This is a genomic window from Methyloligella solikamskensis (assembly GCF_042676065.1).
Lineage (GTDB): Bacteria > Pseudomonadota > Alphaproteobacteria > Rhizobiales > Methyloligellaceae > Methyloligella > Methyloligella solikamskensis.
The window spans coordinates 1,443,962-1,470,041 of the sequence record NZ_JBHTJO010000001.1 but is presented as its reverse complement, the minus strand read 5'-3'; the positions used below and the strand labels follow the sequence as shown (position 1 = coordinate 1,470,041).

General features: G+C 63.6%; 20 protein-coding genes and 1 tRNA gene. 6 read left to right on the top strand and 15 right to left on the bottom strand.

Translation table 11 applies throughout. The features are described from left to right. Positions 1–18 precede the first annotated feature (18 nt). From guaA to ACFQ2F_RS07115, 3 genes are all read right to left on the bottom strand, one after another. A complete protein-coding gene (gene guaA, locus ACFQ2F_RS07125; protein ID WP_379087798.1) occupies positions 19–1,566 on the bottom strand; it encodes a glutamine-hydrolyzing GMP synthase in 1,548 nt (515 codons plus the stop codon). Between the two features lie 218 nt (positions 1,567–1,784). Next, entirely contained in the window at positions 1,785–3,077 is a 1,293-nt protein-coding gene (locus ACFQ2F_RS07120; protein ID WP_379087795.1) for an RsmB/NOP family class I SAM-dependent RNA methyltransferase, read from the bottom strand. After that, positions 3,077–3,505 (bottom strand): MAPEG family protein, encoded by a 429-nt coding sequence (locus ACFQ2F_RS07115; protein WP_379087792.1) that lies wholly within the window; start codon positions 3,503–3,505, stop codon positions 3,077–3,079. Before ACFQ2F_RS07115 ends, ACFQ2F_RS07120 begins: the two co-directional genes overlap by 1 nt. Positions 3,506–3,766: 261 nt before the next feature. On the opposite strand from ACFQ2F_RS07115, the gene ACFQ2F_RS07110 reads away from it, so the two are divergent. Beyond that, a complete protein-coding gene (locus ACFQ2F_RS07110) occupies positions 3,767–4,699 on the top strand; it encodes a tetratricopeptide repeat protein (protein WP_379087789.1) in 933 nt (310 codons plus the stop codon). Between the two features lie 121 nt (positions 4,700–4,820). Here the strand turns inward: ACFQ2F_RS07110 and ACFQ2F_RS07105 are convergent, their stop codons facing one another. Then, positions 4,821–6,593 carry a sulfatase-like hydrolase/transferase gene (locus tag ACFQ2F_RS07105; RefSeq protein ID WP_379087786.1) on the bottom strand — a complete coding sequence of 591 codons (1,773 nt, stop codon included), beginning with the start codon at positions 6,591–6,593 and terminating at the stop codon, positions 4,821–4,823. Positions 6,594–6,877: 284 nt separating this feature from the next. Between ACFQ2F_RS07105 and ACFQ2F_RS07100 the strand changes: the two genes are divergently transcribed. Then, positions 6,878–7,924: a helix-turn-helix domain-containing protein gene (locus ACFQ2F_RS07100; RefSeq protein ID WP_379087783.1), complete on the top strand. Its 1,047-nt coding sequence runs from the start codon at positions 6,878–6,880 to the stop codon at positions 7,922–7,924. Positions 7,925–7,930: 6 nt separating this feature from the next. On the opposite strand, the gene guaB is transcribed toward ACFQ2F_RS07100, so the two are convergent. The 3 genes from guaB to ACFQ2F_RS07085 all read right to left on the bottom strand — a co-directional run bounded on the left by guaB (position 7,931) and on the right by ACFQ2F_RS07085 (position 11,578). Further along, a complete protein-coding gene (gene guaB, locus ACFQ2F_RS07095) occupies positions 7,931–9,418 on the bottom strand; it encodes an IMP dehydrogenase (RefSeq protein ID WP_379087780.1) in 1,488 nt (495 codons plus the stop codon). Positions 9,419–9,712: 294 nt separating this feature from the next. Further along, complete coding sequence (locus ACFQ2F_RS07090; protein ID WP_379087777.1) at positions 9,713–10,768, bottom strand: methyltransferase domain-containing protein; 1,056 nt, start codon at positions 10,766–10,768, stop codon at positions 9,713–9,715. Positions 10,769–10,849: 81 nt separating this feature from the next. After that, entirely contained in the window at positions 10,850–11,578 is a 729-nt protein-coding gene (locus ACFQ2F_RS07085; RefSeq protein ID WP_379087774.1) for an RlmE family RNA methyltransferase, read from the bottom strand. Positions 11,579–11,667: 89 nt separating this feature from the next. Here ACFQ2F_RS07085 and ACFQ2F_RS07080 point away from each other — a divergent pair, with 89 nt between their 5' ends. Beyond that, the gene (locus tag ACFQ2F_RS07080; protein ID WP_379087771.1) at positions 11,668–13,086 is read left to right on the top strand and encodes a DHA2 family efflux MFS transporter permease subunit; all 1,419 of its coding nucleotides are present in this window, start codon (positions 11,668–11,670) and stop codon (positions 13,084–13,086) included. A gap of 14 nt (positions 13,087–13,100) precedes the next feature. Here the strand turns inward: ACFQ2F_RS07080 and ACFQ2F_RS07075 are convergent, their stop codons facing one another. Both ACFQ2F_RS07075 and ACFQ2F_RS07070 read right to left on the bottom strand, forming a co-directional pair. Then, positions 13,101–14,387: a Ppx/GppA phosphatase family protein gene (locus ACFQ2F_RS07075; protein ID WP_379087768.1), complete on the bottom strand. Its 1,287-nt coding sequence runs from the start codon at positions 14,385–14,387 to the stop codon at positions 13,101–13,103. Positions 14,388–14,587: 200 nt separating this feature from the next. Continuing rightward, a complete protein-coding gene (locus ACFQ2F_RS07070; protein WP_379087765.1) occupies positions 14,588–15,148 on the bottom strand; it encodes a hypothetical protein in 561 nt (186 codons plus the stop codon). Between the two features lie 252 nt (positions 15,149–15,400). On the opposite strand from ACFQ2F_RS07070, the gene ACFQ2F_RS07065 reads away from it, so the two are divergent. The 3 genes from ACFQ2F_RS07065 (at position 15,401) to ACFQ2F_RS07055 (ending at position 17,362) form a co-directional block, all read left to right on the top strand. Continuing rightward, positions 15,401–15,474, top strand: a tRNA-Gln gene (locus ACFQ2F_RS07065). A gap of 86 nt (positions 15,475–15,560) precedes the next feature. Continuing rightward, complete coding sequence (locus ACFQ2F_RS07060; protein ID WP_379087762.1) at positions 15,561–16,559, top strand: CFI-box-CTERM domain-containing protein; 999 nt, start codon at positions 15,561–15,563, stop codon at positions 16,557–16,559. A 119-nt stretch (positions 16,560–16,678) separates the two neighbouring features. Continuing rightward, positions 16,679–17,362 carry a hypothetical protein gene (locus tag ACFQ2F_RS07055; RefSeq protein WP_379087759.1) on the top strand — a complete coding sequence of 228 codons (684 nt, stop codon included), beginning with the start codon at positions 16,679–16,681 and terminating at the stop codon, positions 17,360–17,362. A gap of 29 nt (positions 17,363–17,391) precedes the next feature. Here ACFQ2F_RS07055 and cysN read toward each other — a convergent pair whose 3' ends face one another. The 6 genes from cysN to ACFQ2F_RS07025 all read right to left on the bottom strand — a co-directional run bounded on the left by cysN (position 17,392) and on the right by ACFQ2F_RS07025 (position 25,911). Continuing rightward, positions 17,392–19,302 (bottom strand): sulfate adenylyltransferase subunit CysN, encoded by a 1,911-nt coding sequence (gene cysN / locus ACFQ2F_RS07050; protein WP_379087756.1) that lies wholly within the window; start codon positions 19,300–19,302, stop codon positions 17,392–17,394. Next, positions 19,302–20,228, bottom strand: coding sequence for a sulfate adenylyltransferase subunit CysD (gene cysD, locus ACFQ2F_RS07045; RefSeq protein ID WP_379087753.1), 927 nt, complete (start codon positions 20,226–20,228; stop codon positions 19,302–19,304). Before cysD ends, cysN begins: the two co-directional genes overlap by 1 nt. Before the next feature lie 78 nt (positions 20,229–20,306). After that, entirely contained in the window at positions 20,307–21,260 is a 954-nt protein-coding gene (gene pssA / locus ACFQ2F_RS07040; protein ID WP_379087750.1) for a CDP-diacylglycerol--serine O-phosphatidyltransferase, read from the bottom strand. Between the two features lie 26 nt (positions 21,261–21,286). Further along, positions 21,287–22,000, bottom strand: coding sequence for a phosphatidylserine decarboxylase (locus ACFQ2F_RS07035; RefSeq protein WP_379087747.1), 714 nt, complete (start codon positions 21,998–22,000; stop codon positions 21,287–21,289). Positions 22,001–22,022: 22 nt separating this feature from the next. Continuing rightward, the gene (locus ACFQ2F_RS07030; RefSeq protein ID WP_379087744.1) at positions 22,023–23,954 is read right to left on the bottom strand and encodes an ABCB family ABC transporter ATP-binding protein/permease; all 1,932 of its coding nucleotides are present in this window, start codon (positions 23,952–23,954) and stop codon (positions 22,023–22,025) included. A gap of 139 nt (positions 23,955–24,093) precedes the next feature. After that, on the bottom strand, positions 24,094–25,911 hold the full coding sequence (locus tag ACFQ2F_RS07025; protein ID WP_379087741.1) for a LysM peptidoglycan-binding domain-containing protein: 1,818 nt from the start codon (positions 25,909–25,911) through the stop codon (positions 24,094–24,096). Positions 25,912–26,080 lie beyond the last annotated feature (169 nt).

The following is a 26,080-nucleotide window of genomic DNA, read 5'->3' as shown; positions in this document are numbered from 1 at the left end:
GAACCTCCGATCCGGCCCCTACTCCCACTCGATAGTTCCGGGCGGCTTCGACGTGATGTCGTAGACCACCCGGTTGATGCCGCGCACCTCGTTGATGATGCGGCGGGCGGCGCGCCCCAGAAATTCGTGGGAGAAGTCGTAGTAGTCGGCCGTCATGCCGTCGGTGGAGGTGACGGCGCGCAGCGCGCAGACGAAATCGTAGGTGCGCGCATCGCCCATCACGCCGACGGTGCGCACCGGCAGCAGCACGGCGAAGGCCTGCCAGATCGTGTCGTAGAGCCCCGCGGCGCGAATCTCTTCCAGATAGATCGCATCGGCCTGGCGCAATATGGCGAGCTTGTCTTCGGAGACAGCGCCGGGAATGCGGATGGCAAGCCCCGGTCCCGGGAAGGGATGGCGATTGACGAAGGCTTCCGGCAGGCCGAGCTCCCGGCCCAGCGCGCGGACCTCGTCCTTGAACAGCTCGCGCAGGGGCTCCACCAGCTTCATGCGCATGCGTTCGGGCAAGCCCCCCACATTGTGGTGGGATTTGATGGTGACCGACGGACCGCCCGAGAACGAGACGCTCTCGATCACGTCCGGATAGAGCGTACCTTGGGCGAGGAAGTCGACGTCCCCGAGCTTCTTGGCCTCCTCGTCGAACACGTCGATGAAGAGCTTGCCGATGATCTTCCGCTTCTGCTCAGGATCGTCGATGTCCTTCAGCGCGGCGAGGAAACGCTCGGACGCATCCACCACCACCAGCGGAATGTTGTAGGTCTCGCGGAACAGGCTCTCGACCTGAGCCCGCTCGTCCTGACGCAGCAGCCCATGATCGACGAAGATGCAGGTGAGCTGATCGCCAATGGCCTCATGAATCAGGATCGCAGCGACGGACGAATCTACCCCGCCCGACAGCCCGCAGATCACCTTGCCCGAGCCCACCTGGTCGCGGATCTTGGCGATCTCCGTGTCCTTGAAATGGGCCATGGTCCAATCGCCCTTCAGCCCGGCGATATTGCGGACGAAATTGGCGATGAGCTCGGCGCCCCGGGGCGTGTGCACCACCTCTGGGTGGAACTGCACGCCGTACATCTTGCGCTCTTCATTGGCGATCGCCGCAAACGGCGCGCCTTGGGAAATAGCGATGGTCTTGAAACCGTCCGGCAGCTTGGTCACCCGGTCGCCATGGCTCATCCAGACCGGGTGGATTTCGCCCTTAGGCCAGACCCCGTCGAAGAGCGGCGTGGATTCGACCACTTCCAGATCCGCCCGGCCGAACTCCTTGGAATTATGAGGCTCCACCGTGCCGCCGAGCTGGGCCACCATGGCTTGCTCGCCATAGCAGATGCCGAGCACGGGAAGACCCGCTTCGAACACGGCTTGCGGCGCCCGGGGCGTGTCGCTTTCGGCAACGCTCGCCGGCCCGCCGGACAGGATGATAGCGGCGGGCGGATTCGCCTTCAGATCGGCTTCCGCCTTGTCGAAGGGAACGATCTCGGAATAGACGCCCGCCTCGCGCACCCGCCGCGCGATCAGCTGGGTCACCTGGCTTCCGAAATCGACGATCAACACCCGCTCTGTCATTGAACGGTGGTTAGCCGAAACGTCGGCAATCGGCAATGGGAAGCGGCCAATCGCGACCTTTGATCCCCGTGATCCTGAGGTCTCGGTTCTTAATCTCCCTGAGGCGCCTGCTCCACGTCATCCTGAGGCGCGAGCGAAGCAAGTCTCGAAGGACCACGTGGCCGATGCTTCGAGGCACGCCTTCGGCGTGCACCTCAGCATGACGTCGACAAGCTAGCTCACGCTGCCCGCCGCAGCAGAGCCACGAAGAACCCATCCGTCCCGAAGGTGCGAGGTGTCATGATGAGGTGGTTGTCGTGCGCCGAAGCCTCCGGCGGAGCGACGGGCATGGCCGCCTCCCAGGCCGGCCGCCAGGGCTCTGGAGCGAAATCGGAATGGCGCTCAAGGAAAGTGGTGACCTGGTCCTCGTTCTCTGATGGCAGCACTGAGCAGGTGATGTAGCAAAGCAGCCCGCCGGACTTCACGAGTGGCGCACCCTCCTCCAGCACCGCCTGCTGCTCCGCCTGGCGGGTCTCTAGATTGGCCTCCGACAGCCGCCATTTGGCGTCCGGCCGCCGCCGCCACGTGCCCGAGCCCGTGCAGGGCGCATCGATGAGCACGAGATCCATCCTGCCCTCGAGCGGGGCGAGCACGGCCGGATCGCCACCATCCAGCACCTGGACGTTGCGGGCGCCGGCCCGCTTCAGCCGCTCGAAGATGGGCCGCAGCCGCATCTTGTCGGAATCGTAGGCGTAGAGCTGACCTGTGTTCTCCATGGAAGCCGCCAACGCCAGGGTTTTGCCGCCGGCACCGGCGCACAGATCGATCGCTTGCGCTTTCCGTGTGGCGCCGGCGATCAGGCTCGCGATCTGCGAGCCCTCGTCCTGCACCTCGAACCAGCCTTTGCCGTGGCCTGCCTCCGCCTCCACATGGGGGCTGCGTGAGGGGCCGGTCCCCGCTGCGATTCGGATACCGTTCGGCGAGAATGGCGTCGCGTCCGGATGATGGCGGGAAAGCGCCTTCAGCACCTTCTCCCGATCGGCCTTCAGGGTGTTCACCCGGAGATCCACCGGCGCCCGGGTGGCGAGCGCCTCCCCCTCCTCCGCCGCCATCTCGCCGAAGGCCCGCGCGAAATCCGCATGCAGCCAGTCCGGATAGTTGCCTTTGATGGGATCCGGCGCATCCGATGGCAGAGTGTTGTTTAGCCCTGCACTCTCCGCCTCGCTCAGGCGCTCAGGCGCGAACCGGCTGCCGTCGCAAAGCCCGGCGACCTCGTCCGGCGTCATGCCCCAGAGATCGACTAACGCGCGGAGCGCCAAGGCCCGCGGGGACTCCTCCCCCATGAGATAGGCGGAGGACGCCCGTATCCGCAGCGCATCGAAGACCAGATTGCCGATTGCCGCCCGGTCGCCGGACCCGGCGAAGCGGTGGGCGGAGCCCCAATCCTTCAGCGCCTCGGCCGCCGGCCGCTTGCGCGTCTCCATGTCCGCCAGCACCTCGATGGCGGCACTCACACGTCCCGGAGCCTGCATTACAGGCTCGCGAAGATGATGACGCGGCCGATCACGATGATCCAGATCAACAGCACGGCGATCGCCCCGATCAGGAAGACCGGCGTGCGGTGCTCCAGCTGGTTGCTGGTAACGTGGATCCAGGCATGGACGATGCGCGAGATCACGAACATCCAGGCGAGCACCAGGATGAACAGGTCCAGCGTCTGGGTCTCGAGCGCCAGCAGCATCACCACATAGAAGAGAACGGGCACTTCCAGCTGATTGTGGAAGGCATTGCCGATCTGGATGACCCGCGGCGGCCATTTCGATTCCCTGAGCGCAATGGATTCGGCGCGCACCTGCCCGCGGCGCAGCGCCTGGAGCCGCAACGCGATCATCCAGAACAGGAGGATGAAGGTCAGCAGCACCTGCACGAACAGGGGCAGGAGAATGGATTGAATGGACATCGGTCCTCCCTCGGGTCTTTGTCCCCGCGCGCCAGTGTGCCGGACCGGCGCCGCATCTGAAAGCGCTGCTTATAGACCCTAAAGCCGCGCCATGTTGAGAGCTGCAGAAGACGGGGCGCAATTTAACCACGCCGGAAGAGATCCGCAGCGAACTCACGCGCAGGCGTCAGATTACGCCCCGTTAAGTTGACGCCGAAGCGTCGCGCCCTCTAAAGCTGGAACAAAAGAGAAAGATACGAGGATCCAAGGAGACCCCGCGTCATGTTCGCCTACCGTCGTAACGTCGTTTCCGGCGCGCAATTCGCGCGCCATCTGCTATTCGGCGCCAGCCTCGCCGTGCTGCTCGCCGTGCCCGCCACCGCCCTCCACGCCGCCGATGAGGCAAAGGACGAAGCCGAGAAAGAGACCCAAAGCGCTACCGAAGCCATGCAGGCGGAGAGTGTCGACAAGACCAATCCCTGCTTCAATGGCGAAGGCTCCATCGAAGAGGTGCTACGCGCCTGCAAGGTCTATATCGATGCCGACGAAGGCACCGATGAAGAGCACGTCATCATCGCCCACGGCAACCGAGCCTATGCGCTTTCCGCAATGGGCGATGTGGATGGCGCTATCAAGGAGCTCAACGACGCCATCGCCATCGATGACGAGCGCGCCGTGCTCTATCTGAGCCGCGCCCGCGCCTACGGCGTGCAGAAGAAGTACGACGAGGCCCTGGACGATCTCGAAAAGACGGTCGAGCTCCAGCCGGACTCTGCAGCTCCTCATATCCTGCGCGGCAAGATCTACGAGCTGCAGGACAAGCAAGACGAGGCCCTGGACGAATACACCGCCGGCCTGGAGAAGAACGCCGAATACGTCCCCGGCTATCAGAACCGCGGCACGCTCCATCGGACCATGAAGGATTTCGGCAAGGCCGAGGACGACTTCACCAAGGTCGTCGAGCTGGAGCCCTCCAACGCCCAGAGCTATGTCGACCGCGGCTGGGTCTATGTGCTTGAGGACAAGCTGGACGAAGCCAAAGACGATTTCGAGAAGGCCCTGACGCTCCAGGACAACAATGCCTTCGCCATCGCCGGCATCGGCGTGGTGAAGAGCCGCCAGGGCGAGCCCACCGACGGCAGCGCCGATCTCAGCATGGCCCGCAAGCTCGAGCCAGACATCTTCGACAAGATCCGCGCCCTCGGCGTCGAGTAGTCATCCATCCAAAAAAATGCCCTCCCCCTTATGCAAGGGAGAGGGCGTTTTATTGATCGTCATGCTCCTAAGCCGAGCCGCAGGCCTGAACCTCAGGCTTGTTGCGGCTCAGCCATCGACGCTACTGGTTCCGGCCGAGACCGCGTTCGTCGAGGATCTTCTCCATCGCCTCACGCGCCTGAGGTGCGAGATCGTAGGCCGGGGGGTTGTTGCCCGCAAAACCGATCTTGAACTGCGGCGGATACTTCATCAGCACCGACATATACTCGCCGGACGCAGCGATCAGCGGGACCTCCATGGGCAGATGGCGGACGCCGATATTCACGTCCTCCTGCGGATTCGTATAGAGGTTGAACATGATCGAACCGCCGCTATCGGTGAACATAGTGCCGCTGAAGCCGCCCCAGTTCCCCTTCTGAACGACGCCATTCTCGATCTCACCAGTCCAGACGTATTTGAACTCGTCTACGCGAATTGCGCTGAAATACTGGTTGATCGTGTAGGGACGGCTGCGCCGGCGCGACAGGCCATCGTCGGCGACCAGGAACGAAAGCTGGTCGACGCCATCGATATAGGTCTTGTCCGAGAACTTGGTGGCCAGATCTCCGCCCGCCACGCCGTTCATCGACATGAGGGTCGGCAGGATGTCGGCGAAGTCGAACAGACCGTCCGAACGACGCGGCGAGATCATGCCTTTCCAGTAAGCGAAGGTCGGGACGCGAACGCCGCCTTCCCAGCTGGTTCCCTTGCAGCCGCGGAACGGTGTGCGGCCATGGGGCGGGATCTCGCATTCCGGACCATTGTCGGACGTCAGCAGGATCAGCGTGTTCTCAAGCTCTCCGATTTCGTCGAGCTTCTTCACGAGAGCACCGAGCGTGTCGTCCATCTGGACCATGCAGTCGCTATAGACCGTGTGGGCCGCCGACTTCCCGGCATACTCATCGTTCGGATAGTTGTCGAAATGACAGCCGCGGGTCGCGTGGTACAGGAAGAACGGCTTGTCGCTTCCCTTCATCTTCTCGAGGAACTTTACGCTGACCTCCGTCCAATGGGTGTCGAGATCCTTGATGTAGTCGAGATCGATCAGCTGGCCGTTCTCGCACTTCTCGGTGTCGTCGGGCGTGCAATGTACCTCGTAGTGATTGAACGCGTCTTCCTGCATCATCTTGAAGCGCGCAGGCTCTAGAGCGACCTCGGGATTGAAATAGACGTCGCGCCACTCAGTATACATATCGGACACACCGAGGAATCCGAGGTAGTCGTCATAGCCGACATTCTGCGGCAGCGAGCCCTTGTTCTCGCCCATGTGCCACTTGCCGACACCCTGGGTCACATAGCCCTGTTCCTTGAGCAGTTGCGGCAAGGTGATGGCACCGTCGAGACCACCCGCTTCACCGTACATTGGCGGCCGCAGGATGCCGTGATGCAGCGGGTTCTGACCGGTATGGATCGTCGCCCGGCTCGGTGAGCAGGACGGCGTCGAATAGGCCGACGTCAGCAGCAGACCTTCACTCGCCAGTTCGTCCATATTCGGGGTGGCGTTGCCGACGGCCACGCCGCCGCCATTAAAGCCCGGGTCCATCCAGCCCACATCGTCGAGCAGGAAGATCAGAACGTTGGGCTTCTTGCCGGTCTTCTTCTCCAGCTCGGCAAGCTTCTCGCGCGCCTGCTTCTCCTGCTCGGGGTGTGCGATCACCGGATACATATTGGGGGCCGGCTTCACGCCTTTCAGATGCATAAAGTGGCCGGGGATGTCGTATCCGGGAGCGGAGGTTGGACCGGTCGTCGAGCCGCGGATGTTTCCAGATTTCGCCGAAGAATCGAGTTCCGGGTCTTGAGCGCTGGCAGCGAAGGGAAGCGCAACGCTGAGGGCGAGCGCCAGAGCAAGTTGCATGGACCATCGCCCAGCGAGCGAACGGCCTCGCCTGTCCGCTAGCTGCGGATATCGATGTGACTGTTTATTCATTCCTTGGGTATTCTCCTCTTCCTGCCCGCGCGGGAGCAGTTGCCACTGCCGGTTTGCGGCCTCCATAGAGGCCGGAATCCAAATGGGGGTATGCGGACTTCTTTGTCGTTAAATCGGTCTCTCCAATTGCGACGACACAGATTTCCATGTTCAAAGGTAGTCGAGCTCCATAGGCGCAACCTTTTCATTTCACGTCACGCTCGGCACGTCGGATGGCAAATTTCGGATCGGTTCCTTTATCGCGAGCACGGGGCATCGGCTCGCTGCCGGATTTGCTCGAAGAGCGGGAGGGAGAGAAGGCGCTCATCCGAGCTTTCCGGTTCGCAGAAATTCCCCTTGCGATCAGAGACAACCTCGAAATGCCGATCCCGATCGCCGCCATTTCGCAGCTCTTTGCTCACGGGGCGCGGCAGGTCGGATGCCGCTCGTTCGGCCTGGATGTCGGCGAACGTATGGGATACCGGTCCTTCGGCAGTTGGGCGGACTACGGCGCCGCCGCGGAGACCCTCGGAGACGCGCTGAAGCGTCTCGGCGCGACCACCCAAGCCCAAATCACCGGGAGCCGGTTCGCACTGCAGCCGTCGGGAGTCCATTGTGTTTGGCGGCTGATCAGCCCAGTGGTCGGGGGCGATGCCATCCAGTACTCCGACCACATCATCTTTCCGATGCTCGGCTTGGCGCGTGTCTATCTCGGTCCGGACTGGCGCCCCGACTGGATCGAGGTGAACTATCCACGCGACCAGTCCGCAAATCTGATCGAGGAACGTCTCCAGGTCCCGATGAAATTCGCTTGTCCCTGCATTGGCATCCCCTTCACGCCTGCCGACTTGCGGCGGCGGCGGCCGGGCAGTGCCGGCACTGCGACGAGAGAAGCTCTGCGCAGCGTTCTCGCCGACGTCGCGATGAACGAATGCGCCGAACCCGCGCGCTCGTTCTCCGCGATCGTGGCAATGCGTCTTCTGGACGGGCAGAGCGACATCGATGGCGCCGCCCGCCTCGCCGGGCTGAGCGTCCAGGGGCTGCAGCGGCGCCTTCGGCAGAAGGGCTACTTCTATCGCGAGATTCTGGATGCCACGCGGCAATCGAGTGCGGCCACGCTTCTCCTGGAAACGAGCTTACCGATTGTCGAGATCGCATACCGGCTCGGCTATGAGGAGCACGCCAATTTTACGCGTGCCTTCAAGCGGTGGACCGGCTGTTCACCCCAAGAGTACCGGACGCTCATTCGGCGGAACCGAGAAGAACCGTCTCCCGATTAGAGGACGCTAGATATCCCGCGGATAATTCGGCGATTCCCGCGTGATGGTCACGTCGTGAGCGTGGCTTTCCCGCAAGGACGCATTGGTGATCTGCAGGAACTCGACCTTGTCGTGGTAGCTCTGAATATCCGGCGCGCCCACATAGCCCATGGACGCACGCAAGCCGCCGATCAGCTGATGCAGCACGCTGCCCGCCGGTCCCTTATAGGGCACCTGACCTTCGATTCCTTCGGGCACCAGCTTCAGGGTGTCCTTGATATCTTGCTGGAAATAGCGGTCGGCCGAACCGCGCGCCATGGCGCCCAGCGAGCCCATACCGCGATAGGCCTTATAGGAGCGGCCCTGATAGAGGAACACCTCGCCGGGGCTCTCGTCGGTGCCCGCCAGCAGCGAGCCGATCATGGCGCAGTCGGCACCGGCGGCGATAGCCTTCGCCAGATCGCCTGAATATTTGATGCCGCCATCGGCGATCACGGGCACGCCTTGCGCCTTCGCCACATCGGAACATTCCAGAATGGCCGAAAGCTGAGGCACACCGACGCCCGCCACGATGCGGGTGGTGCAGATGGAGCCCGGGCCGATGCCGACCTTGATGGCATCGGCGCCTGCATCGATCAGCGCTTTCGCCCCTTCGGCTGTCGCGACATTGCCGGCCATCACCTGGACGTCGTTGGACTGGCGCTTGATGCGGTCGATGGACTCCAGCACCCGGGCCGAATGGCCGTGGGCGGTATCGACGACGATGAGATCGCAGCCCGCCGCCACCAACCGCTCGCCGCGCTCGAGGCCTTCTTCGCCGACGGTCGTGGCGGCCGCGACCCTCAAGCGCCCCTGCTCGTCCTTGCAGGCCAGCGGATGGAGGCGCGCCTTCTCGATATCTTTCACGGTGATCAGGCCGATGCAGTGGTAATCGTCGTCCACCACAAGCAGCTTCTCGATCCGGTGCTGGTGGAGCAGCCGCTTGGCCTCGTCCTTGTCGACCGTCTCGTTGACCGTGATCAGGTTCTCGTGGGTCATCAGCTCGCGCACGGGCTGATCGTCGTTGGTGGCGAAGCGCACATCACGGTTGGTGACGATGCCGACCAGCTTGCCGCCGCCGGGGCCGGCCTCGACCACCGGAATGCCTGAGATCTGATGCATCGCCATCAGATCCAGCGCGTCCTTAAGGGTCGCCTCGGGCCCGATGGTGACCGGATTGACCACCATGCCGGATTCGAACTTCTTCACCTGGGAGACCTGATCGGCCTGCTCTTCCGGGTTGAAGTTCCGGTGGATGACGCCGATGCCGCCGGCCTGGGCCATGGCGATGGCGAGCTTGGCCTCAGTGACGGTGTCCATGGCCGAGGACAGCACCGGGATATGAACGTCGATCGTCTTGGTGACCTTGGAGGAGGTGTCCACCTGTCCCGGCATCACCGAAGAGGCGGCGGGACGGATCAGGACGTCGTCGAAGGTGAGAGCGATCGGATTGTCAGGAAAGTGCCGCGACGGCATAGGCCAACCTCATGGAAATGAAGGGGGAGCAGAGGCATCGGGAACGAGCCCGCTCCAACCAGTTGGCAGCCTCCTTTAGCAGCTTGTTTCCGGCTTGGGAAGGTGGGCGAACGCGCCATCAACGGCCGATTTGCCGCGGGACTGTAGCAGTGAGGCGCGCACGTCATCACGGCCGCCTCCTTCGAGGCATGGACGCCATCCAAATGGTACGGCGGTGCAATGCATGGGCGTCATCCTGAGGTGCACGCCGAAGGCGTGCCTCGAAGGGCGCCCATGCGCCTCAGGATGACGGCCTCAGCAGCAACCGGGCTCGTCGCCGCCCGCACTCACCCCACCGGAACTGAAAGGAATCCCTGAGCCGCACCCCTCGAAGAGTCCGTAATGATTCGAGAAATCACCGATGAATTCGAAGACCGGCGCGAAGCGAGTCTCTTTCAGCATGTGCCAGGTGTTTCCGCAGACCGGGAAGACCTTGCCGCGCTCGATTGCATGGTGATCGTCCAGCACGAACACATCCGGCTCCTCAGGCACACCGCCCCGATAGATCACCGCCTGGCCGTAATCCTCACATGACGCCTCGAGCTGGGGGAGCTTGAACAGCCTGTAGGTCGCCGAATAGAACCGCGCCGAACCCAGCTTCTCGGCCATGGCCGCATCTTCGACGTCGAGCGGCCGGCTCGCCACGAGCCGCGGATCGCGAAACCCCGCCCGCTTCGCCATCTCCAGAAAGTCGCCCCAATAGAGCGCGCCGCCCAGGCACTCGCCGTAGAGCAGCGGATCCTTGCGGACATCGTCGGGCAACCGACGGTCGCAATAGACATCGGCGAAATAGAGCTCGCCGCCCTCCTTCAGGAGGTCGTGGGCGCCCTTAAGCACCGCCGGCTTGTCGACAGAGAGATTGATCACGCAGTTGGAGACGATGACGTCGAAGCTGCCCGGCTCCAGGGGCAGCTCACCGAGCGTCTCGATATAGCCCTTGAGGAAGCGGACATTGGGCTCGGCATAGCCGAACCTCTCCATATGCCAGTCGAGATGCTCGGTCGCCGTGGCGAGCTGGGCATCGGTCATGTCCACGCCGACCACGCGGCCGTCCGCACCCACGAGCTGGCTGATCATGTAGCTGTCGCGGCCCGAGCCCGAGCCGAGATCCAGCACCGAGGCGCCGGAAAGCGCCGTCGGCACGGCGACCCCGCAGCCGTAATATTTGGCGATCACATCCGGGTGTAGCTTGGCGAGCAGCGGCCGGTACGCCGTCGGCACCCCGCCCCCGTCGCAGCAGGCAGAGGTCTTCAGATCTGCCGACGATTGCAGGATCTCGCCGTAATACTCCTGCACCAGCTCGCGATTCATGGGTGCGACTCCTCAAGTCCGGGATGTCTCAAGCGAACCTATCAGCCACCGCCTCACCCCGCCCACACATCTGCGTGAGACCTAGCCCGCCTCCCGCCCGCGGAAGCCCGTCGCCAGCACATAGGTCTCCGGAGAATCAGAGCGGCTGGCTTGGGGCTTCACATGGCGCACTTTGTCGAAGTCGCGGTTCAGCTCTGCCATGAGGTCCTGCCCCGCACCGCCCTGAAAGACCTTGGCGAGGAAGGCGCCACCCGGCGCCAAAACGCGCTTGGTGAGCTCGTAGGCAGCCTCCACCAGATTGATGATGCGCAGGTGATCCGTCTGCTTGTGCCCGGTCGCGGGTGCGGCCATGTCCGACATCACGACATCGACCAGGCGATGCCCCAGCAGACCGAGGATCGCATCGTCCGCCGCCGGGTCCTCCATATCGAGCTGCAGTATCTCGACCCCTGGGATCTCCTCGAACTCGTTGATATCGGCGGCGATGACCCGCCCGTCTCCTTCCACCGCATGGACCCGCGCCGTCGCCACCTGGCTCCAGCCGCCCGGCGCCGCCCCCAGATCCAGCACCGCCATACCGGGCTTCAGGAGCTCGTGCTTGTCGTCGATCTCGATCAGCTTGAAGGCCGCCCGCGACCGGAAGCCCATGCGCTTGGCCTCGGCCACGTAAGGGTCGTTGAGCTGCCGCTGGAGCCAGCGGGTGGAGGCAACTTTCCGCCCCTTGGCGGATTTAACCTTCACCTTGAGCCGCCGGCTGGCGCCGCCCGAAATCCCGTTCTTTTTCTTCGATTTCGCCTTCGATTTCGTCATGGATTTCCGCCGCTTGGGACAGGGGCCGCTTGACCCGGAGGGCACTCAAGCCCCATCTGCGCCTAGGAATAGGTCCGTAACCCTGCCATATGCCTCGATATTTCGTCACCCTCATCGTCGCGGTCGCCCTGTTCATGGAGACCATGGACTCCACCGTGATCGCGACATCCCTGCCGGCCATCGCCGCGGATCTCAATGAAGATCCCATCGCGCTGAAGCTGGCGCTCACCTCTTATCTCTTGTCGCTCGCGGTATTCATCCCCTTGAGCGGCTGGATGGCGGACAAATTCGGCGCGCGCACGGTGTTCCGCTGGGCCATCGTAGTCTTCACCTTTGGCTCGGCGCTTTGCGGCTTTGCGGACAATCTCGGCCAGTTCGTCGCCTTCCGTGTGCTTCAAGGGCTCGGCGGCGCCATGATGGTGCCGGTCGGCCGCCTCGTCATCCTGCGCAGCGTACCCAAGGCGGAGCTGATTTCGGCGCTCGCCTGGCTCACCATCCCCGCGCTGATGGGCCCGGTGATCGGCCCGCCGCTGGGCGGCTTCATCTCCACCTATCTGTCCTGGCGATGGATCTTCTGGATCAACATACCCATCGGGGTCATCGGCTTTCTGCTCGCCACCCGCTATATCGGCAATATCCGCGAAGAGCAGGTGCCGCCATTGGATATCCGCGGCTTCGTACTGTCGGGCATCGGGCTCTCCGGCCTCGCCTTCGGCTTCACCACCATCGGTCAGGAGCTGATCCCCACCTGGGCCGCGGCCACCCTCATCGTGTTCGGCGCGTTCACCTGCTGGCTCTATGTCCGCCATGCGCGGGCGGTCGAACACCCGATCCTCGATCTCGACCTTTTCAAGGTGAAGACCTTCTATGCCTCTGTGGTCGGCGGCTTCGTCTACCGGATCGGCATCGGCGCAGGGCCGTTCCTGCTGCCCCTGCTCTTCCAGCTCGGCTTCGGCATGAGCGCCTTCCAGTCCGGCCTGCTGACCTTCGCCGGTGCGGTCGGCGCCATCACCATGAAGACCGCCGCAAGCCCGATCATCCACCGTTTCGGGTTCCGGAAAATCCTGCTCGTGAACGCGGTGATCTCGAGCTGCTTCATCGCAGCCACCGCGCTCTTTACCGAACAGACGCCCTATTTCGTGGTCATTGCCGTGCTGCTGGCCGGCGGCTTCTTCCGCTCGCTCCAGTTCACCAGCATCAACTCCCTGGCCTATGCGGATCTGAGCTCCAAGGAGATGAGCCGGGCAACCAGCTTCGCCAGCGTGGTTCAGCATCTGTCTTTGTCGGCGGGCGTGGCCGTCGCCGCCCTGGCCCTGGAGGTGCAGCGCTTCGGCCGCGGCGACACGGCCGTACAGGCGGAGGATTTCGTCCTGCCATTCCTGGTGGTGGCCGCGATCTCGGTCAGCTCCATGCTGATCTTCCGGACGCTCCCCGATCATGCGGGCGAGAGCCTCTCGCGCCGGACCCGCGAGGTCGGTGTGCCGCCGGAGCAGCCCCAGACAAGCTAGAACAGCGAAGCGCCCTAGCCGGCGGAGGATTTGGGCGAGGATCCGTTGCCACGCCGGCGCCGGCGACGCCGCCGGCGGAGCTTGCCCTCATGACCGTCTTCGGCCATCAGCGTGGCGAGGATCCCCTCGCGCAAGCCCCGGTCGGCCACACGAACCCGTTCGCAGGGCCACATGCGGAACAAAGCTTCCAGGATCGCGCAGCCGGCCAGCACCAGGTCGGCCCGCTCCTGCCCGATGCAGGGCTGGGCCACCCGGTCGGCATAGCTCATGGTGCTCAGATCCATGGAGACGGCCCGCGCTTCGTCGGCGCTGAGCCAGCACCCATCGACCCGGGAGCGCTCGTAAAAGGGCAGCTTCAGATGCACACCGGCGATGGTCGTCACCGTGCCCGACGTGCCGAGGAAATGGGCCCCGCCATTGGTGATCCGGTCCCTGAACTTGTGTTTGGCTTCAAAGGCTTCGACCGCCGCGGTGACCTCCTGGACCATGGCTTCGTAGCCCTCGCCCGTGAGGTCGCGGCCGCCGTGGCGCTCCGCCAGGTTCACCACCCCGATGGGGAGCGACGTCCAGGCGGCGATGCAATCCTGCACGTCCAGCCGGTCGGTGAGCGAGCCGCGCCAGCGCCGCTTGAACTGAGCAAGATCCAGCCAGATCAACTCCGAGCTTCCGCCGCCGATATCGAAGATCAACGCCCAGTCGGAATTCGGATCGATCAGGGACGAGCAGCCGGAAACGGCGAGCTTGGCTTCAGTCTCCTGGCTGACGATCTCGATATTGAGCCCGGTCTCCCGCCGGATGCGGTCCAGGAATTCTTCGCGGTTGTCAGCGATCCGGCAGGCTTCCGTCGCGATCAGCCTGGAGCGGGAGACACCGCGCCGGCTCATCTTCTCCGCGCAGACTTTCAGCGCCTCGATCGTGCGGTCGATCGCCTGGTCGGACAGCCGCCCAGTACCGAGCAGCCCCTCGCCCAGGCGGATGATTCGCGAAAATGCGTCGATGACGAAGAAGCCGCGGCGGGACGGACGCGCGACGAGAAGCCGGCAGTTGTTCGTGCCGAGATCGAGGGCGCCATAGATAGCCTCGTCAGAGCGCTCCGGTTTGGCGCCCTTCCTGGCCCTGCCCTTGTCGTTTCTGCCCTTGGCTGCCTGCGGACGGCCGTCCACGGTCGCCGAATCGCGCGAGCAAGGCGCATTGCCTTGCCGCTCCGACCTTCGGGTGTAGCCGTCGGCTTCGCCTTGCGCGCCCCTCAGGTCGCGCTGCGTTATGGCAGCCGTGCGGGCATCGCCGCTCGGCCGTGTCACGGTTTTCTAACCTCAAGCCCACTAGGCCGCCCAATAAACCCAGCCCTTGGCCAGCCTGCTACGGGTATCCAATAAGGATAATCTAGCAAGCCACGGCAGGAGGTAAAGCGGCTTTTGGCGAAGGCTTCCCGTTTTGCGTGCAGTCTGTGCAAAGCGGGTCCCGGCAGACGCAGAACCGATGAGGGATCGCGTTGCGGGTCTTAAGCGGACTTCTTCCGGCGCCGGTCCCAGGGGTTGCTGTCCAGCACGACCTTGATGCGCTCCCCGGCCGGAATCTCGTCCAGCTCTTTGGTGAAGTCCTCGTATTCGGTCTTGGCCTCCAGCGAGGCGAGACCGTGCAAGAGGTTGGAGCGCCACTCCAAAAGCCGTCGCCAGCCGCGCGCATCGCCACCCTTCGGCGGGGGCTGCACACCGACCGCGAAAAGCCGGCGCATCATGGTTTGGGCCGCCTCGCTCTCTTCGTAGCCGGCCTTCACCAGAAGATCGATGATGGCGCTGACACGGGCGAGCAGCGCATCGCTGGGCGGATAGTTCTTGCGCCGGTTCTTCTCCGGGCTAGTGCCCCCGCCTTCGACAAGGGTCTTCAACTCGCTCAGCGGCTGAAGCGCCTCATCTGAGATGCCGTCCTCGCGCAGATGGTCGATCACGATGCCCAGGCACTTGGCGCCGAGGGTCATCGGCGGCACGTCGGAGGCGAGCGCTTTCTGCACGGCCTCCAGGGCCGCTTCCAGCCGTTCCGTATCGATCGCTGTGCTCTGCACCGCTTGACCCGTATGCTCTACAGCAGAGCCCGAACCGGCGTCCTGCCGCAATTTGCGAAGAATTTCAGCGTGCAGTCTCGCAGACCAGGGTAAACGTTTGGTGGAGGGCCACGCCAAGAGGCCATGCACCAGAGACCTTGCACGAGAGGCCTTGCAATCCGCCCGGACCTTTGGGTAGAAGGGCGGTTCGAAGGGGTGCAAGGCGAAGGCCTTGCCTCATCGGCTATGGATCCCATCTCTAATGGATCGTGATGGGGGATCGTCTAATGGTAGGACAGCGGACTCTGACTCCGCCAGTCTAGGTTCGAATCCTAGTCCCCCAGCCACTCCTTCGCAGACCGCGCAAGCTTGAGCGCCATCACATCAGGCTTTTCAGGCAGGACTACCGGGTAAGGACATAAGAGGCGGTGCCATGCTTCTGACCACGCGTCGCCGGATGATGGGCCTTGCCGCAGCCGCGTTCGGCGCCCGCTTGCTTCCGCCCCTGCCCGCCTCCGCGCAGGACGACCCTTCTTCCGATTCGGCTCTCGACGAGAATTTCGACGCGCCCGAAGATGCGGCCGCAGGCGACGAGACGCCTCAATGCTTCGCCACCAAGGAATTCGCGCCTTGGATGGGCAAGGCCAGCAACGAGCGCGCCGGCGCTGGTATCGGCGAGGTCGAGATGACCACGCCCTGCGACTTCTTCTGGACCAGCATCGACGTCTCGGAGAACTTCGAGGCCAAGATCTCCATCGTCGCAGGCGATGCCGAAGGCGCCTCCCTGGAAAAGGCGATCCTGCTGAAGGAAGACCACCGGCTGGTCGTGCGCGATGCCAACGACAAGGTCCTGGGGGACGTCCCGCTTTGCGGCGTGTGCACCGATCTGCAGCAGGATGAGTTCAGCATCGTCCTCCCCCTCGAATTCGCACCCTATCTGCGGGAGGAGAAGAGCCTCTCCTTCGGCATCAAGATGGGGGATGAGGAGGATTGCCGCTTCACGGTGCCGCTCGACCCCATGCGCCAGGCTCTGACCTGGGCGTCGGAGCAGCGCGATAAGCTCCAGACCGATCTCGACGAGGGAAAATGCGAGCAGCCCCAAGGCTGCTTCCTCACCACCGCCTGCTGCGGTGCCCTCGGCCTGCCCGACGACTGCTTCGAGCTCACCACCCTCCGCCGCTATCGCGACCAAATCCTCAGCCGGACGCCCGAAGGGCGCCGCGCCATCGCCGCGTACTACGACATAGCGCCGGCGGTCCTGCAGCGCTTGGACGGAGCGGACGAAAAACGCAGGCTCGTCCGCCTCTATTGGCGCTATGTTCTGCCCAGCGCGATTGCTGCGAAACTTAAACTGAATGGCCTAACATTCAGGATTTATTCGGACATGATGGCCAAGTTGGCGCGGGATCTTCTCCCAGCCTCCTCGCGGTAAAAGGAACGCCTGTCGCGCCTTTGCCCAAATGAGGACGAGATGGTGCCCCAGTCCGCGTTTACCGTGGCTGAAATCAAAGAAAACCTGAAAATCGCTCCCGCTATTTGCTGAGGCCAGAGATGTCCAATAAGGGCCCCTCACCGTTCGTGCTGCACTCCGAAACTTCCGGCCGCTTCGCTGCCGATGAGGTCCATGGCGCACCGCTCAATGTGCTGGATCCGAACGTGTTGGAGTTTGGCCCCCGCGGAGCCCAGCTCGGGCCGCGCTACAAGGCCTCGGAGTCCGGCTACGCCGCACCCCAGTCGTCCTACGCCACGGCGCAGGCCTGGGCAGCCCAGCCGGCACAGCAGCCCTTTTCGGACCCCATGCTAGACGAGTTGCAGGAAGAACTGTCGGAGAACTTTTCGGAAGACGCGTTCGAGACCGCCTGGACCGATGCGGAGGACGCCTTTCCGCAAGGCGACCTGCACTATCATCCGCATCTCGATCAGCCCCTGGAGCCACTCTCCAACAGGCTCGACCGGATCGGCACGCCCTCTGGGCTGGAGTTGATCCATTCGGAAATGCTCGACCGCTACGCCGAGGCGGAAGCCGAGCAGACCGAGGAAGCGGAGACCGACTGGTATGCCAGCCGGATCGCAGGCGCCCGCTCCTGGGCCAGCATGGAAAAAAGCCTCGACCACCTGATCACGGATTATGAGAAGCGCCACCACCAGGCCAATCTCTACGTGGCAGGCGGCATTGGAGGCGCGGTCGTGCTGACGCTGATCGCGCTGTCAGCCTTCTTGAGCCTGTCCAGCTAAGCCCGGCAAAAGACTCTCGATAATCGCCTTTAGATAATTCCGCGGCGCCGCAGCTCCGTGAGCAGACGCTCAGAAAGCTCTTCCGGCGTGGAATTGGCCGTCGGCAGATCGAATTCCGGAGATTCCGGCTTCTCGTAGTCGGAATCGATACCCGTGAAATTGGTGATCTGTCCGGCCCGCGCCTTCTTGTAGAGGCCCTTCGGATCCCGCTTCTCGCAAAGCTCCAGCGGCGTATCGACGAACACCTCCAGGAATTCGCCTTCGTCGAACAGCTCCCGCGCCATGCGCCGCTCCGAGCGGAACGGCGAGATGAAGGACACCATGACAATCAGGCCGGCATCGGCGAACAGGCGAGCCGATTCCGCGACCCGGCGGATATTCTCCACCCGGTCCGCGTCGGAGAAGCCGAGATCCTTGTTGAGCCCGTGCCGAACATTGTCGCCATCGAGCACGTAGGTGTGACGGCCCATGGCGTGGAGCCGCTTCTCCATCATATTCGCGATGGTCGACTTGCCGGAGCCTGAAAGCCCGGTGAACCACAGAACGCAAGGCTTTTGGCCCTTCAGACTGGACCGCGCGACCTTGTCGATCGCAAGCTCCTGCCATTTCAAGTTGGTCGCCCGGCGCAGGCCGAACTCGATCATGCCCGCCGCGACCGTAAGATTGCTCAGCCGGTCGATGAGCAGGAAGCTTCCCGTCTCGGGGCTCTGGGAGTAGGAATCGAAGGTGAGCGGCCGGCTGGTGCTCAGGTTGCAGGCGCCGACCTCATTGAGATCCAGGGTCTTGCCGGCAACGTGGTCCAGATTGTCGACATTCAATTTGTGTTTGAGTGTGCTGACCGTGGCCGTGGTCTCCTGAGCCCCGCATTTGATGGCATAGGAGCGGCCCGGAAGCATTGGCTCCTCATCGAACCAGATAAGCTTGGCCGCGATCTGATCGGCATTGGAGGGGTCCTCGTCGGGCTTGGCGATGATGTCGCCCCGGCTCGCATCCACCTCTTCGGCGAAGACCAGCGTCACCGCATCCCCCGCCTCGGCATGCTCCAGATCCCCGTCCTGGGTCACGATCCGGCCCACATGGACGCTCTTGCCCGACGGGTGGATGACCACCTCGTCGCCAACCGAGATCGCGCCGCTCGAGACCGTGCCCGAATAGCCGCGAAAATCGAGATGGGGCCGGTTGATCCACTGCACCGTGAAGCGGAAGGGCTGGGCCTTGGGCGCCCGGTCAACCTTGACGGTCTCCAGATGCCCCATGAGGGTCGGCCCGTGATACCACTGCATATGAGCGCTGGGGTTGATGACATTGTCGCCCTTCAGCGCCGAAAGCGGGATGAAAGCCACGTCCTCAAAGCCGAGCGGCGCGACGAAATTGTTGAAGTCGTCGGCGATCTCGTCGAAGCGCTCCTCGTCGTAGCCGATGAGGTCCATCTTGTTCACGGCCACGGCGATCTTCTTGATGCCGAGCAGCGAGACGATGCAGGCATGGCGGCGGGTCTGGCTCAGAACACCGTTCCGCGCATCCACTAGCAGCACCGCGAAATCGCAGGTCGAGGCGCCCGTCGCCATGTTGCGGGTGTACTGCACATGGCCCGGCGTATCGGCCACGATGAACTTTCGCCGCGGCGTGGAAAAATAGCGATAGGCCACATCGATGGTGATGCCCTGTTCGCGTTCCGCCTGGAGCCCGTCCACCAGAAGCGAGAAGTCGATATCCTCAGAGCCGGCGCGGCCATCCCTGCGCGCACCCTTCAGCTGGTCGTCGTAAACCTGCTGGGCATCGACCAGCAGCCGGCCGATCAGCGTGCTCTTTCCGTCATCGACGCTGCCGCAGGTCAGGAAGCGCAGCAGGCCCCGGCCCTCTTCGGCCGCAAGCCGCGACAGGAGGCGCGCCTCGGCGTCGCTATCGCTCTCGTCTCCGACAACTTTCAACTGGGTCATCAGAAATAGCCTTCCTGCTTCTTCTTCTCCATGGAGCCGGCCTGGTCGTGGTCGATGACCCGACCCTGGCGCTCCGAGGACCGCGACTGAACGATCTCTTCGATGATTTCAGGGACCGTGGTGGCGGTCGATTCCACCGCGCCGGTCAGCGGGTAGCAGCCCAGCGTCCGGAAACGCACCATGCGCATTTCGGGCGTCTCGCCCTCGTTCAGCGGCAGCCGGTCGTCATCCACCATGATGAGCGCGCCGTCCCGCTCCACGATGGGGCGCTCCTTGGCGAAATAGAGCGGCACCACGGGAATGTCTTCCAGATAGATGTAGGTCCAGACATCCAGCTCGGTCCAGTTGGAGAGCGGGAACACCCGCATGCTCTCGCCGGGCGACATGTGAGAGTTCACCAGCCGCCACAGCTCCGGCCGCTGACGCTTGGGATCCCAGTTATGGGAGCTGTTCCGGAAGGAATAGATGCGCTCCTTGGCCCGCGACTTCTCCTCGTCGCGCCGCGCCCCGCCGAAGGCCGAATCGTAGCCGCCCTCGCCCAGCGCCTGCTTCAGGGCCTGGGTCTTCATGATGTCCGTATGGAGCGCGCTGCCATGGGTGATCGGCGAGATCTGATCGCGCAGCCCTTGCGGGTTCGTGTGGACGCGCAAATCGAGCTCCAGCCGCTCTGCCTCGCTGTCCCGGAATTCGATCATCTCCCGGAATTTCCACATCGTGTCGATATGGAGGAGCGGAAACGGCGGCTTGCTCGGATAGAAGGCCTTTAGCGCCAGATGCAGTAGAACCGAAGAGTCCTTGCCGATGGAGTAGAGCAGAACCGGCTTGTCGAACTCCGCCGCTGCCTCCCGCATGATGTGGATGCTCTCCGCCTCCAGCTGGCGCAAATATGTGGAAAGCGATTTCTTCAAAAGACCCTCACACGACATTCAAAAACAGCCATTATAGCGCAACGCGCGCCGGTTTACGCAGGGATTGGGGCAACAGCAAGCCCTCGCGAGGCCCGCTTAACTGGCCGGTTTCTCCCCGGCATCCTCGTCTTTTGCACCTCGAGAGCCGCCATTGAGACTGGGCGCGTCTTCCGCGTCCCCATCGGCGTTCTTTGCCTCATCGGTGGACGGACCGGCACCCTCGGCCGCATCCGGCACAGTCTCAGCCGTCGCAAGCTCCGCCCGCGCCCGGGTCCGGTAGCGGTGAAAGCTCAAGGGGATCACGGCCAGATAGGTTAGCGAGCCCACCGACAGGGTGAGACTCGGATAGGTTAGAAGCAGCGCCACGAAGAGCGCGCCCAGCACGAAAATCGGCAGCACGTATTCCCGGGAGATCCGCTTGCCGATCAGCTTGCCGGAGAACGTCGGCACCCGGCTCACCATAAGCAGGCCGATGGCGATCGTGTAGATCAGGACCAGCGGCGTGAGGCTCGGCAGGTGTAGCCCGAGATCCTGCAGATAGAGCGGCAGCAGCAGGATGATCGCGCCCGCAGGCGCCGGAACCCCGACGAAAAATGCGCTCTTCCAGGCGGGCTGGTTCGGATCGTCCAGGGCCGCGTTGAACCGGGCGAGCCGGAGCGCGGCGCAGACCGCGAAGACCAGCACGGCGATCCAGCCCATGCCGCGGAGGTCTTCCAGCGCCCAGCTGAACATGATGATGGCCGGCGCCACGCCGAAATTGACGAAATCTGCCAGGCTGTCGAGCTCCGCCCCAAACCGGGTGGAGGCCTTCAGAAGCCGCGCAAGGCGGCCGTCGATCCCGTCGAGGAAGGCGGCGAAGACAAGCGCTGCAACGGCCACATCCCAACGGCTTTCAATCGCCATGCGGATGGCGGTCAGACCGGCGCAAAGCCCCAGAAGGGTGAAGAAATTCGGCAGCAGAACCCGGATGGGCACCTGCCCGCGCGGAAAGACGCGCGGCCGCGGCTTGCGGTCTTCTCGTTGAGGATCGAAAGGCGGAAATAGTGACACACGCAAAACCTGAAAACGAGCGTTTGCTAGCTGACCCGGACGCGGCGAGGGCTTTCGCCACTCTTCAAATCCGCCAGCACCGTTTCGCCGCCGATGGCCCGCTGGCCCGGCGCCACAAGCGCCAGCCCCTGGCTCGGCATATAGACGTCGATGCGGCTGCCAAACCGGATCAGCCCAATCCGGTCGCCCGCCTGGAGGGTATCCCCCTCCTCTACGAAAGTCACGATCCGCCGGGCGACGAGGCCGGCGATGAGAACAACGCCGATCCGCTGCCCCTCCGGCGTTTCGATCACCAGGATGCGGCGCTCATTCTCCTCGCTCGCCTTGTCCAGCTCCGCGTTGAAGAAGGCGCCCGGCACATACACGCTGCGTACAATCCGGCCCGAGACGGGGCTGCGCGCGATGTGGACGTCGAAGATGGAGAGGAAAATAGATATGCGGGCCCAGCTTCCAGCGGGCAAGCCAAGCTCGCCGGGCGGCGTGGCCTCATCGGCAAACACGACCCGGCCGTCGCCGGCGCTCACGACAAGCCCGTCCCGCTGGGGCGTCACCCGGTCCGGATCCCGGAAGAAATAGGCGCACCACGCGGTGGCGATAACGCCGAGCCAGCCCAAGGGCGCCGCCAGGAAAAACAGGATCAGGGTGACAACCGCGAAGGCAAAAACGAATTTATGCCCGTCCCGGTGAATGGGGACGAACACATTGGCGATTGTCTCGAGAATGCTGTGCCGGTCGTTCATGGCGCCCGTTGTTTCTCAGACTTCACGAAGACGCAAGCACTTCGTCCTCGAAGCGGCTTTCTCTGTCGGCCTCTTCCGGACCGCCCTCATCCGACTCGGCCAGCTTCTCGCGCTCCCGGTCGGCCTTCTGCTGCTGGGTCCACAGGCTGTGATAGAGGCCGCGCGCCTTCATAAGCCCCATATGGGTGCCGCGCTCCACGATGCGTCCTTGCTCCATGACGATGATCTCGTCGGCATGGACGACGGTGGAGAGGCGATGGGCGATCACCAGGGTCGTGCGGTTGCGGGAGACCCGCTCCAGCGCATCCTGGATCTCCTTCTCCGTATGGCTGTCCAGCGCAGATGTCGCCTCGTCCAGCATCAGGATGGGCGGCGCCTTCAGGATCGTCCTCGCGATGGCCACGCGCTGCTTCTCCCCACCGGAAAGCTTCAGACCACGCTCGCCGACCATGGAGTCGTAGCCCTCGGGTAGCGCCATGATGAAATCGTGGATCTGGGCGAGCTTGGCGGCGCGCCGCACATCATCCTCACTCGCATCGGGCCGCCCGTAGCGGATGTTGTATTCGATGGTGTCGTTGAACAGCACCGTGTCCTGGGGAACCATGCCGATGGCCTGGCGCAGGCTTTCTTGCGTGACGTCGGCGATGTTCTGCCCGTCGATCCGGATCGCGCCGCCCGTCACGTCGAAGAAACGGAACAGCAGCCGGGAAAGGGTCGACTTGCCCGCGCCAGACGGTCCGACGATGGCGATCATCTTGCCCGCCGGTACCTCGAAATCGAGGTCCTTCAGGATCGGACGTTCGGGGTCGTAGGCGAACGCCACATGGTCGAAGGTGACCTTGCCCTCGGGCACCTCGAGCGGCTTCGCGCCCGGCTTGTCTTTGACCTCAGCCGGCTCTTCCAGCAGCGCGAACATGGTCTCGATGTCGATGAGACCCTGCTTGATCTCCCGGTAGACCATGCCCATGAAGTTCAGCGGCACGTAGAGCTGCAGCAGGATGGCGTTGATCATCACGAAATCGCCGACGGTCAGCACGCCGGCGGAGATATCCAGCGCCGCCATCACCATGCACACGACCATGCCTGCAGTGAAGATCACTGCCTGGCCGCTGTTGAGCAGGCCAAGGGTGGTGAAGGTGCGGACCGCAGCGTGTTCGTAGCGCTCCATGGAGCGGTCGTAGCGCCGCGCCTCGAGGCCCTCGTTGCCGAAATACTTGACCGTCTCGTAGTTCAGCAGGCTGTCGACGGCCTTGGAGTTGGCCTCGGAGTCGTGCTCGTTCATGTCGCGGCGGATCAGAAGCCGCCGCTCGGTCGCCCAGAAGGTGAACCAGACATAGAACGCGATGGTGACGAAGATGACCACCACATAGGTCCAGCCGAAATAATAGGAGACGAGCCCGGCGATCATCAGAAGCTCGACCGCCGTGGGGATCGAGTTCAGCATCGCCATGCGCACGATGGTGTCGATGCCCCGCACGCCGCGCTCGATCACCCGGCTCAGGCCGCCGGTGCGGCGCTCCAGATGGAAGCGCAAGGAGAGCCGGTGGAGATGCTGGAAAGTGCGGTTGGCGAGATTGCGCACCGCGTTCTGCGCCACGGCGGTAAACAGAACGTCGCGCAGCTGGGCGAAGACCACCATGAAGACACGGGCCATGCCGTAGGCCACCACCAGCATGACGGGGACCATCACCAGATCGAAGCTCGAGAAGACCGCGAGCTCATCCGGCGTCGTCTCGCCGGACAGCATGTCAACAATGGTCTTGTAGGCGATGGGCGCCGATAGGGTGACGACCTTGGCAGCAATCAGCGCCAGGAACGCGAGCACCACACGCCGCTTTAGGTCCGGCCGGTCCGACGGCCAGACATAAGGCGCGAGGTCGCGCAGCACGGCGAAATGCCCAAAGCGGGCATTCATCAGCGCATCACTTCTGGTTTGCGGCAGACGGTCTGACATCAAGCTCGGCGTTTGGTCTGCGGGGCGTCCGGTCTTGCCGGATGAGGCAAAAAGGGGCAGCGCCCAGCGCCGCCCCTCTTCAGGTCGCTCAGTTGTTCTTTATATAGGGCGCTAGCCCGCCAGCGCCAAATTCGGGACCCTATTGCTTGCGGATCTCGAACTCCTGATCCGGATAGATCCAGTGGGGATTGCGGATCTTCCCGCGGTTATCCTTGAAGATCATTGTGTAGCGCCAGCCGCCGCCGAAATACTCCTCGGCGATGGCCCACAGCGTGTCACCGCGGCGCACCGTGTAGACCTTCGGGCTTTCAGAATCGGTGGATTCCGGCTGGCTTTCCGCCTCCACGCTCGCCATGTCGCCCGGCGCACGGTCGGGATCGGGCATCTCCTCGCCCGGCGCGCGATCCGGATCCGGAACGTCGCCGGCATCGGCGGTCGACTGCTCTTCAGAAGACGCCGACATATCGGAACCGCCTGCCGTCGACTGATCCTCCGCAGGTGCCGAGAAATCGGAAGCATCGGCCGTCGACTCCTCCTCAGGTGGTGCAGACATGTCCGATGCGCCGGACGTCGCCCGGTCGCCGGCAACCCGATCGGTCTCCGCCGTCTTCTCCTGATTGGAGCTTGCGGCGGAACCGGCATCGCTTGATCCGGAGTCTGCTTCGCTTGGCTTGCCCGAGGTCTCGGAGTCGGCTTCAGCCACTTCCTGCGCGACAGGCGGCGGGGTCTGGCGGCGCATGCCCACGGCAGCGCGGCCCAGGATCACATCATCGGAGCGATTCACCAGATCCACCTGCAAGGCCCGGTTGCCCGGCGCCAGATACTTGGTCGCTTCGATCTTCCAGCGTCCGTCGGAGTCTGTGCGGCTCTCGCCGATCAGCTCGCCGTCGAGATAAAGCAGGATGTCGGTCGAGGGCTTGGTGCTGGTGCCGGTCACGATGATCTTCCCGGAATCCTCTCCGCGATCCTCGTAATCGACCGTCTTGATGCGAACGGGCGGCTCGGGCAGCCCGGACGAATCTTCCCCCGCCTTCTTGGCCTCGACCGTGTCGGAGGAGGCCGCCTCATCGCCGGCCCCGTCCGATGCGGTATCGCCGGCCGGCGCGGACGCATCCTCGCTCTCATCCGACGCTGCAGAAGCGTCGTCATCCGAAGATGCGGCGTCCTCGCCTGCGCTCGACCCGGACTTATCCGTGTCGGCGGCAGCCATCTGCTGACCGGACTCCGACTCGCCGCCCGTCTCGTCCTCAGAGGTATCGCTCGCAGCAGCGTCGCTGCCCTCCCCGGCCGCCTGCTCCTGAAGGATCTGGGTCGCCTTGCCCGGCTCGCGCAAGGCGACGACTGTCTTCTCGCCTTCCTCGTCCCCCATGGAGACGAGCACCTTCTGCTGGGAGGTCAGGCTCTTCTCGCCATCTGGCGAGGTGGCAACGATCGAGAGGCTGTGCTCGCCCTCGCCCAGCGGCTCATCGAGCACCAGGCTCCACTGGCCAGCCGGGTCCGCCTTGGTGTCGGCAATGCCGGTGCCGTTGCTCTGGATCTCGACGCCCCAGCCGGGTTCAGCCCGTCCCGCGATCACGCCCTCGCCTGAGGGCTCGATGCGCACGACGTCGAAGCTCGGAATGTCGGCCGGTTCGCCGGCAGTTTTTTCGCCCTCGTCGGCGAGAGGCTCTTCGCCGGCGGTCTTATCCTCGCCAGCCGTCCCGCCCTCGGAAGAAGACTTCGCGGTTTCGTCTTGGCCCGACGCGTCTTCTTCTTGTGCGGCGTCAGTATCGGCGGCGGTCTCCTCGCCGGTCTTATCTTCCGGCTCGGGCGCCTTCGCCTGCTCGCCCTGTTCCGTGGCGGGCGGCGCAGCGGCCTCCTGCGACTCTGACTGTTCGTGGTAGAGGCGGTAGCCTACCAGCGCCACCAGCACGAAAAATGCGACGGTGACGATTATGCCGACGACCTTATTGCCCATTGTCTGCCCCTCCGGCGTGACTCCCTGAGTTTTTTGTGGAACTGCAAGTCCAATTGCTCAGCCCTAGTATGAGGGCCGTATCGAAGACTTATGCTTCGACTTTACAGTTCGCCGCAAGTCTAGCGGATCGCTTCAAATAACACCATTGGGACGTGTTTCATAATGGCAC

Coding starts and splice junctions, on each gene's coding strand:
- ACFQ2F_RS07060 (WP_379087762.1), top strand. CDS start 15,561: ATGCTTCTGACCACGCGTCGCCGGATGATGGGCCTTGCCGCAGCCGCG.
- ACFQ2F_RS07055 (WP_379087759.1), top strand. CDS start 16,679: ATGTCCAATAAGGGCCCCTCACCGTTCGTGCTGCACTCCGAAACTTCC.
- ACFQ2F_RS07030 (WP_379087744.1), bottom strand. CDS start 23,954: ATGTCAGACCGTCTGCCGCAAACCAGAAGTGATGCGCTGATGAATGCC.
- ACFQ2F_RS07110 (WP_379087789.1), top strand. CDS start 3,767: ATGTTCGCCTACCGTCGTAACGTCGTTTCCGGCGCGCAATTCGCGCGC.
- ACFQ2F_RS07090 (WP_379087777.1), bottom strand. CDS start 10,768: ATGAATCGCGAGCTGGTGCAGGAGTATTACGGCGAGATCCTGCAATCG.
- ACFQ2F_RS07025 (WP_379087741.1), bottom strand. CDS start 25,911: ATGGGCAATAAGGTCGTCGGCATAATCGTCACCGTCGCATTTTTCGTG.
- guaB (WP_379087780.1), bottom strand. CDS start 9,418: ATGCCGTCGCGGCACTTTCCTGACAATCCGATCGCTCTCACCTTCGAC.
- ACFQ2F_RS07080 (WP_379087771.1), top strand. CDS start 11,668: ATGCCTCGATATTTCGTCACCCTCATCGTCGCGGTCGCCCTGTTCATG.
- ACFQ2F_RS07105 (WP_379087786.1), bottom strand. CDS start 6,593: ATGCAACTTGCTCTGGCGCTCGCCCTCAGCGTTGCGCTTCCCTTCGCT.
- ACFQ2F_RS07120 (WP_379087795.1), bottom strand. CDS start 3,077: ATGCAGGCTCCGGGACGTGTGAGTGCCGCCATCGAGGTGCTGGCGGAC.
- cysD (WP_379087753.1), bottom strand. CDS start 20,228: ATGTCGTGTGAGGGTCTTTTGAAGAAATCGCTTTCCACATATTTGCGC.
- ACFQ2F_RS07115 (WP_379087792.1), bottom strand. CDS start 3,505: ATGTCCATTCAATCCATTCTCCTGCCCCTGTTCGTGCAGGTGCTGCTG.
- cysN (WP_379087756.1), bottom strand. CDS start 19,302: ATGACCCAGTTGAAAGTTGTCGGAGACGAGAGCGATAGCGACGCCGAG.
- ACFQ2F_RS07085 (WP_379087774.1), bottom strand. CDS start 11,578: ATGACGAAATCGAAGGCGAAATCGAAGAAAAAGAACGGGATTTCGGGC.
- ACFQ2F_RS07100 (WP_379087783.1), top strand. CDS start 6,878: ATGGCAAATTTCGGATCGGTTCCTTTATCGCGAGCACGGGGCATCGGC.
- ACFQ2F_RS07035 (WP_379087747.1), bottom strand. CDS start 22,000: ATGAACGACCGGCACAGCATTCTCGAGACAATCGCCAATGTGTTCGTC.
- guaA (WP_379087798.1), bottom strand. CDS start 1,566: ATGACAGAGCGGGTGTTGATCGTCGATTTCGGAAGCCAGGTGACCCAG.